Here is a 6,968-nt window from a genome sequence, read left to right as displayed (position 1 = left end):
GGGGCTGAGGTCTGTCCCGCCGGGAACGCACCGCACGGCGGGAGCGCGACGTCGGCCACGGCACCTCGCCACGTTGCCGGAACGCCCGCACACATCCCGTGTGCGGACGCCCCTCCGCCCTGTGTCGCACCGCATCCGACGCCGCGCACCGATCCACCACGCATCGCGGGACAACCCTCGGGGAACGCACAGCCCTTAAGGTGAGCCCCATGACGACGACGTACGCACTCCTGCTGCGCGGCATCAACGTCGGGGGTCACCGCAAGGCGTCCATGCCGGAACTGCGCACGCTCCTCACGGAACTGGGCCACAGCGGCGTGACCACGTACCTGCAGAGCGGCAACGCGGTCCTCACCGCGGCGAGCGACGACGAGAACGAGGTCGCGGCGGGCATCGAGCGCGCGGTCGAAGAGCACTACGGGTTCGCCGTCGACTGCCTCGTCCGCCCGGCCTCTTACCTCCGGGCCGTCGCCGACGCGTGCCCCTTCCCGGCCGCCGAACTCGAAGGGAAACAGCTGCACGTCACGTTCTACGACCGGCCGGTCACCGAGGATCGCTTCGCCCCGGTGGATCCCGCCGCGTACCTGCCGGAGGAGTTCCGGCTCGGCGACCGGGCCCTCTACCTCTACGCCCCGGACGGCCTCGGCCGCTCCGCCCTCGCCGTCGCCCTTGCCAAGCCCGCCGTCACCAAGGGTCTCGTGGCCACCAGCCGCAACTGGAACACCGTCGTCAAGCTCGTGGAGCTCACCCGTGACTGAACTCCCGCATTCCGTGGCCGAGGTGATCGAGAACGAGCTGCGCCTGCTCGACCCCGAGGTCCGCCGCTCGGCGTCGCATCTCGCGACGATGCTGCACCCCGAATTCCGGGAGATCGGAACCAGCGGCCGGCTCTGGGACCGCGACACGATCGTCGCGGAACTCACCGCCGAGGCGACCACTCGCCCCGGCCCCCTGACGGCGTCCCTGATGACGGGCGTCGAACTCGGCCCCGGCCTGGTCCACCTCACCTTCGACACCGAACACAAAGGCCGTCGTGCGCACCGCAGTTCACTGTGGCGGCAGGTGGACGGGGGATGGCTGCTCTACTTTCACCAGGCCACCCCGTTCGTCGCGGACCCTTTCAACGAGTCCTGAGGACAACGGCCTTCAGCGGCGCGTCACCCGCTGCGCCCGTGCGGTCCAGCGGCCCTCCGTACGCGTGATGCGCACCGGGTGGCCGAAGCAGTCGCTGACCCGGTCGGTGGTCAGCACCTCGTCGGCGGGCCCCGACGCCACGCACCGTCCGCCACGCAGCAGCATCGCGTGCGTGGTGGAGGCGGGCAGCTCCTCCAGATGGTGGGTGACCAGCACCGTCGCCAGCTCCGGATGTTCCTCGCGCAGCGCGTCCAGGCTGTCCAGCAGCTGCTCCCGGGCCGCCAGGTCCAGGCCGGTGGCCGGCTCGTCCAGGAGCAGCAGCCGGGGGCTCGGCATCAGGCTGCGGGCGATCAGCGTCCTGCCCCGCTCGCCCTGGGAGAGCGCCGGCCAGCGGGACGCCTCCTTGCCGCCCATCCCGAGCATCGCCAGCAGCTCGTCCGCCCGCGCCCTCTCGTCGGCCGTCGGCGACCAACGCGGCAGCGGCTCGACCGAGTTGGTGAGACCCGTGAGACACACCTGACGTACCGTCAACGCCGACTGGAGCGGGTGACGGGGATTGACGTGGCCGAGCAGGGTCCGCAGCTCCCGCAGATCCACTCGGCCCAGCGTCCTGCCGAGCACCTGCACCGCACCCCGGGTCGGGTGGGTGACCGCGCCGAGCAGCCCCAGCAAGGTGCTCTTCCCGGCGCCGTTGGCACCCAGCAGCGCCCAGTGCTCGCCCTGCCGGACGGTGAGCGAGACGGTGTCCAGGATCGCCCTGCCGTCACGGACCACGGCGACCTCGTCCGCCTGGATCACCGGTACGGGTGTCTCGGGGGAGGGGCCGGGAGGGAAGGGGAGGGGGGTGGTGACGGGGGCCGTGGTCACGATGAGTGCTCCTTACATCCATGCATCCGACAGGTGGACCATATCGGTCCGGGATGCGGACGGGGAGCCGGGTCGGTTCGGCGGGGGAACTTCGGGCCGGGTCGGCTCGGCGGGGGAGCTTTCAGGCCGACAGGGAGAGCGCGTGGTCCGCCCGTGCCTCGTCGTACCGCGCCAGCAGCAGCCGGGCCAGGGCCGAGGAAGCCCCGAGTACCCCGGAGAGCACGTCCGCGCCGGCCTCGGCCGCACCCGCGACGATCCGGTCCGGAAGCCGGCCGGGCGCGACGACGTACGGCGCCACCGCCACCCGGTCCACGCCGTCGGCGCGCAGCGCGCGCACCGCGTCCGCGGTGGCGGGGAACCCGCCGGGAGAATTGGCGGAGGCGAACGCAGGCCGCACGGCGCACCAACCGGTGTGCCGCAGCTCCCGCGCGATTTCAGCGATCACTGCGATCGCCTCCGGGTCCGTGGAGCCCGCCGAGGCCAGGACCAGCCCCGTCGAGCGTCTGTCGGCGGCGGTGACCCCGGCCTCGTACAGCCGCTGCTCCAGGGCGGTCAGGAGCAGCGGGGACGGGCCGAGGACGCCTGCCTGCCGGATGCGCAGCCGGGGCAGCCGGGCCCGGGCCTCGCGCAGCACCGACGGGATGTCGGACTTGGCGTGGAAGGCCCGGGTGAGCAGCAGCGGCAGCGCGACGACCTCTTCCGCACCCGGTGCGTTCCGGGGGCTCAGGCGCTCCAGTACCCGGGGCACCGACGGCGCGTTGAAGTCGAGGAAGCCCGTCTCCACGCGGAGCCCCGGCCGCAGCGACCGTACCCGCGCGGTGAGCGCGTGCACGGTCGCCGCGTGCCGCGGATCGCGGCTGCCGTGGGCGATGACGAGAAGGACGGGTGCGTGCATGGGCGTGACTCAGTTCTTGACGAGAAGACCGCGGCTGCGCAGCACCCACCGCTCCAGCGGACTGAAGATCAGCAGGTCGATCGCGACACCGACGAACAGGATGAGCAGGATCGACAGGAAGATGCCGGGCATGTCGAAGTTGTTGCGGCCGTTCTCCAGCAACTGGCCCAGTCCCAGACCGAGATCGGGCGAGGAGGCGATGATCTCGGCGGCCATCAGGGAGCGCCAGGAGAAGGCCCAGCCCTGCTTCAGCCCCGCGAGGTAGCCCGGCAGCGCCGCGGGCAGCACGATGTGCCAGGTGCCGCGCAGCCCGGTGGCGCCGATGGTGCGGCCCGCGCGCAGGAAGAGCGGCGGGACCTGGTCGACGCCGGACACCAGGCCGTTGGCGATCGACGGCACGGCGCCGAGCAGGATCACCGCGTACATCATCGAGTCCTGGAGTCCGATCCAGATGACGGCCGGAGCGACCCAGGCCACCGAGGGCAGCGACTGGAGGCCGGAGAGGATCGGCCCGATCGCCGCCCGGACGAACCGCACCCGGGCTACCACCAGACCGAGCGGCGTACCGATGACGACCGCGAGCACGAAGCCGAACAGACCCCGCGACACGCTGGTCCAGATGACCTCCAGCAGCGTGCCCTTGACCCACATGTCCTGTGCGCTGTCCCAGACGGCGGCGGGCGGCGGCAACTTGTAGTCGTCGGTGACCTTCGCCCAGACCAGCACCTGCCAGACCAGGACGACCAGGACCACCGCCAAGACAGGCGGCAGAACCTTGGCCACGAGGACCTCCCGCACCGGGGTGCGGTGCGACTGGACGGCGTCCAGCGCGTCGAGCCCGGCCTCCAGGCCCGCGAGGTCGTCCCGCTTCGCCGGGCCGTCCGTGCCCGCCCTGTCCTCGGCGGACTTGATGTCAGTGCTGGCCATGGCGGCGGATCTCCCCACGCAGTTCTTCGGTGATCTCGACGGACAGCTCCGCGACGGCGGAGTCCTCGATGCGGCGCGGGTGTTCGATGCCGACGGTCCACTCGCGGGCGATCCGTCCCGGCCGGGACGACAGCAGTACGACCCGCTGTGCAAGGCGTACCGCCTCGCGCACGTTGTGGGTGACGAAGAGGACCGTGGCGTTGGTCTCCCGCCAGATCCGGGTCAGTTCGTCGTGCAGCACGTCGCGGGTGATCGCGTCGAGCGCCGCGAACGGCTCGTCCATCAACAGCAGTTGGCTGTCCTGGGCGAGCGCGCGGGCCATCGCGACCCGCTGGCGCATGCCGCCGGAGAGCTCGTGCACCCGCTTGCCGTACGCCCCGCCCAGGCGTACGAGTTCGAGCAGCCGCTCCGCCTCGGGGCGGCGTTCGGCCTTGGGCACCCCGCGCAGCCGCAGGGCGAGTTCGATGTTCTTGCCCGCGGTGAGCCACGGGAAGAGGGCGTGTTCCTGGAACATGAGGGCCGGCCGCCCGCCGGGGGTCTCGATGGACCCCGCGGACGGGCGGTCGAGTCCGGCCACCAGGTTGAGCAGCGTCGACTTGCCGCACCCGGAGGCTCCCAGGAGGGTGACGAACTCGCCGGGAGCGACATCGAGCGTGATGTCGTCCAGGACGAGCTGCTGACCGGTGGGGCCGGCGAAGGACTTCGATACGTGGCTGATACGAGCGGCGTGCTCGACCGACGCGCGGTCCTCGGCCTTGGTGAGGGTACTGGTCGCCATGGTCGTCACCTCCTGGGAATCCTGGTTCGGTTGGGCGGACGGACTACTTGACGCCGAGACCGGCGTCGTCGACCGCGGGCTCGCCCTCGGCCTTCAGGACCTTGTTGAGCAGGGTCAGGTCGTAGATGCCGTCCAGGTTGGGCTTCTCCAGCAGGCCCGCCTTCACCGCGTGGTCGGCCTCCGCGTTCAGCGTGGCGGCCAGCGGGTCATTGGTGACCAGGATCGACTTCCAGGCCGGGTCGAGGATCTCGGGGGCGAGCGCCTTGCCGCTCAGGGCTTCGAGCGCCTTGTTGGCGGACGCCTTCGCCAGGTCCGGGTTCTCGTTGATCCACTTGTTCGTCTTCACCGAACCGCGCAGGACCGCCTCGACCACGTCGGGGTGCTCGGTCAGGAACTTCTGCGACACGATGATGTTGGTGATGACGAACTTGTTGTCCGGCCACAGCGTCGTCTCGTCGAGCAGCACCTTGGCGCCCTCGGAGACCAGCTTGGAGGCGGTCGGCTCCGGCACCCAGGCGCCGTCCAGGGAACCGGCCTTGTAGGCGTCCGGAGTCACCTTGTTGTCCGAGCGGACGACGGAGACGTCGCCCTTGCCGCTCTGCGCGTCGACCTTCCAGCCCTGCTCGGATATCCAGTTGAGGAACGCCACGTCCTGCGTGTTGCCGAGCTGCGGGGTGGCGATCTTCTTGCCCTTGAGGTCTGCCAGCGTCTTGATCTTGTCCGGGTTGACGACGAGCTTCACGCCGCCGGAGGCCGAACCACCGATGATCCGCAGGCCCTTGCCCTGGGACTTGGTGTAGCCGTTGATCGACGGAGAGGGGCCGATGAAGCCGATGTCGATCGATCCGGCGTTGAGCGCCTCGATCTCGGACGGGCCCGCGTTGAAGGTCGAGGTCTTGACCTTCGTGCCGCCGAGCTCCTTCTGGAAGGTGCCCTCCTGGACTCCGACCAGGGCGGTGGCGTGCGTGAGGTTCGGGAAGTACCCGATGCTCACGGTGTCCGCGGAGAGCTTTTCCGCCCCGGCGGTGGCGGCGGCGTCCGTCTTCTTCGAGTCGTCGTCGGTCGACTCGGAGCCGTAGCCGCAGGCGGTGAGAACCACGGCGAGCAGCGGCAGTGCGGCGGCAGCGAGCAGGCTGCGGCGGACGGTGGTACGGGTGGCTGGCACGGGAGGCTTTCCTCTCGTTGGCCGGGCTCTACGTCCCTCGGTTCTCCGAGGGCGTGGCCGGGCGGTCGGCAGGTCTTCGTCTGTACGGGCGGTGCGGGTGGTGCGGGAGGGCGCGCAGGCAGTGCGCGTACGTCTTCACGCACATCGCGCCACTCCGCCCTGGCCGCTGCCGAGGGCACCGCTGCCCACCCGGCCGCCCTCTTTCGCGAAGGAGGAGAAGAAATCGGTTCTCATCAGAAGTCCCATTCGGCGTCGTCTTCGGCCGCTTCGGGTGCGGACCCGCCCCGGACGGCTTCGGCGAACGAGGCGCCCGCCATGCCGGCCGAGAGGGTCGTACCGTCGGCGGGGTCGATCAACAGGAACGAGCCGGTACGCCGGGAGTCGGCGTACGCGTCGAGCGCGAGCGGTTCGGCGGTACGGACCACCACCCGCCCTATGTCGTTGGCGACCAGCTGCCCCGGGGCGGGGTGCTGGGAGAGGTCGTCGAGGGTGAGTCGCGAGGGGATGTCCTTCACGATCGCCTTGACCGTGCGGGTGGTGTGCTTCAGCAGCACCCGCTGGCCGACCGAGAGCGGCTGGTCGGCGACGTGGCAGACGGTCGCCTCGACGTCCTGCGTCGAGGCCGGGAGGCTGCCGCTCGGCGCGATCAGGTCGCCGCGGGAGACGTCCACGTCGTCCGTGAGCCGCACGGTCACCGACTGCGGGGCCCACGCGGCGTCCACGCTCTCGCCCAGCGCGTCGATGCCCGCGACCGTCGTCGTACGGCCCGAGGGCAGTACGGTGACGGGCTCGCCGACCCGCAGTACACCGGAGGCGATCTGGCCCGCGTAGCCCCGGTAGTCCGGGTGCTCCGCGGTCTGCGGCCGGATCACGTACTGCACCGGGAAGCGGGCCGGGCACGCGGTGAGGTCGTGGCTGACCGGGACGGTCTCCAGGTGCTCCAGGACCGTCGGGCCGCCGTACCAGTCCATGTGCGCGGACGGGTCCACGACGTTGTCCCCGGCCAGTGCGGAGATGGGGATCGCGGTGATCTCCGGGACGCCGAGGGAGGCCGCGTACGCGGTGAACTCCTTCGCTATCGCGGCGAACACCGACTCCTGGTAGTCGACGAGGTCCATCTTGTTGACGGCGAGGACGACGTGGGGGACGCGCAGGAGGGCGGCGACGGCGGCGTGGCGGCGGGTCTGTTCGACGACGCCGTT

8 protein-coding genes are annotated in these 6,968 nt (G+C 70.9%); 2 read left to right on the top strand and 6 right to left on the bottom strand.

What is annotated here, in order from left to right:
• Positions 1–209 precede the first annotated feature (209 nt).
• Positions 210–758: a DUF1697 domain-containing protein gene (locus ACWD3D_RS31310; RefSeq protein WP_451464123.1), complete on the top strand. Its 549-nt coding sequence runs from the start codon at positions 210–212 to the stop codon at positions 756–758.
• Entirely contained in the window at positions 751–1,134 is a 384-nt protein-coding gene (locus ACWD3D_RS31305) for a nuclear transport factor 2 family protein (protein WP_451464122.1), read from the top strand. Before ACWD3D_RS31310 ends, ACWD3D_RS31305 begins: the two co-directional genes overlap by 8 nt.
• Before the next feature lie 12 nt (positions 1,135–1,146).
• Here ACWD3D_RS31305 and ACWD3D_RS31300 read toward each other — a convergent pair whose 3' ends face one another.
• From ACWD3D_RS31300 to ACWD3D_RS31275, 6 genes are all read right to left on the bottom strand, one after another.
• Positions 1,147–1,932 carry an ABC transporter ATP-binding protein gene (locus tag ACWD3D_RS31300; protein ID WP_451464124.1) on the bottom strand — a complete coding sequence of 262 codons (786 nt, stop codon included), beginning with the start codon at positions 1,930–1,932 and terminating at the stop codon, positions 1,147–1,149.
• Between the two features lie 190 nt (positions 1,933–2,122).
• Positions 2,123–2,896, bottom strand: coding sequence for a sirohydrochlorin chelatase (locus ACWD3D_RS31295; RefSeq protein WP_451464121.1), 774 nt, complete (start codon positions 2,894–2,896; stop codon positions 2,123–2,125).
• A 9-nt stretch (positions 2,897–2,905) separates the two neighbouring features.
• Positions 2,906–3,823 (bottom strand): ABC transporter permease, encoded by a 918-nt coding sequence (locus ACWD3D_RS31290; RefSeq protein ID WP_451464120.1) that lies wholly within the window; start codon positions 3,821–3,823, stop codon positions 2,906–2,908.
• The gene (locus ACWD3D_RS31285) at positions 3,810–4,601 is read right to left on the bottom strand and encodes an ABC transporter ATP-binding protein (protein WP_451464119.1); all 792 of its coding nucleotides are present in this window, start codon (positions 4,599–4,601) and stop codon (positions 3,810–3,812) included. The genes ACWD3D_RS31290 and ACWD3D_RS31285 overlap by 14 nt, the downstream gene beginning before the upstream one ends.
• Before the next feature lie 43 nt (positions 4,602–4,644).
• On the bottom strand, positions 4,645–5,766 hold the full coding sequence (locus ACWD3D_RS31280; RefSeq protein ID WP_451464118.1) for an aliphatic sulfonate ABC transporter substrate-binding protein: 1,122 nt from the start codon (positions 5,764–5,766) through the stop codon (positions 4,645–4,647).
• Positions 5,767–5,999: 233 nt separating this feature from the next.
• Positions 6,000–6,968: sulfate adenylyltransferase subunit 1 (locus ACWD3D_RS31275; RefSeq protein WP_451464117.1), on the bottom strand; the 969-nt coding region annotated here is incomplete at its 5' end.

This window comes from Streptomyces sp. NPDC002690 (assembly GCF_053592415.1).
Note: the sequence above shows the minus strand (reverse complement) of the source record. Positions and strands in the feature narration are given on the sequence as shown.

Bases quoted from the DNA above. Each gene is read 5' to 3' on its own strand.
- ACWD3D_RS31310 (WP_451464123.1), top strand. From the start codon at position 210: ATGACGACGACGTACGCACTCCTGCTGCGCGGCATCAACGTCGGGGGT.
- ACWD3D_RS31295 (WP_451464121.1), bottom strand. From the start codon at position 2,896: ATGCACGCACCCGTCCTTCTCGTCATCGCCCACGGCAGCCGCGATCCG.
- ACWD3D_RS31290 (WP_451464120.1), bottom strand. From the start codon at position 3,823: ATGGCCAGCACTGACATCAAGTCCGCCGAGGACAGGGCGGGCACGGAC.
- ACWD3D_RS31285 (WP_451464119.1), bottom strand. From the start codon at position 4,601: ATGGCGACCAGTACCCTCACCAAGGCCGAGGACCGCGCGTCGGTCGAG.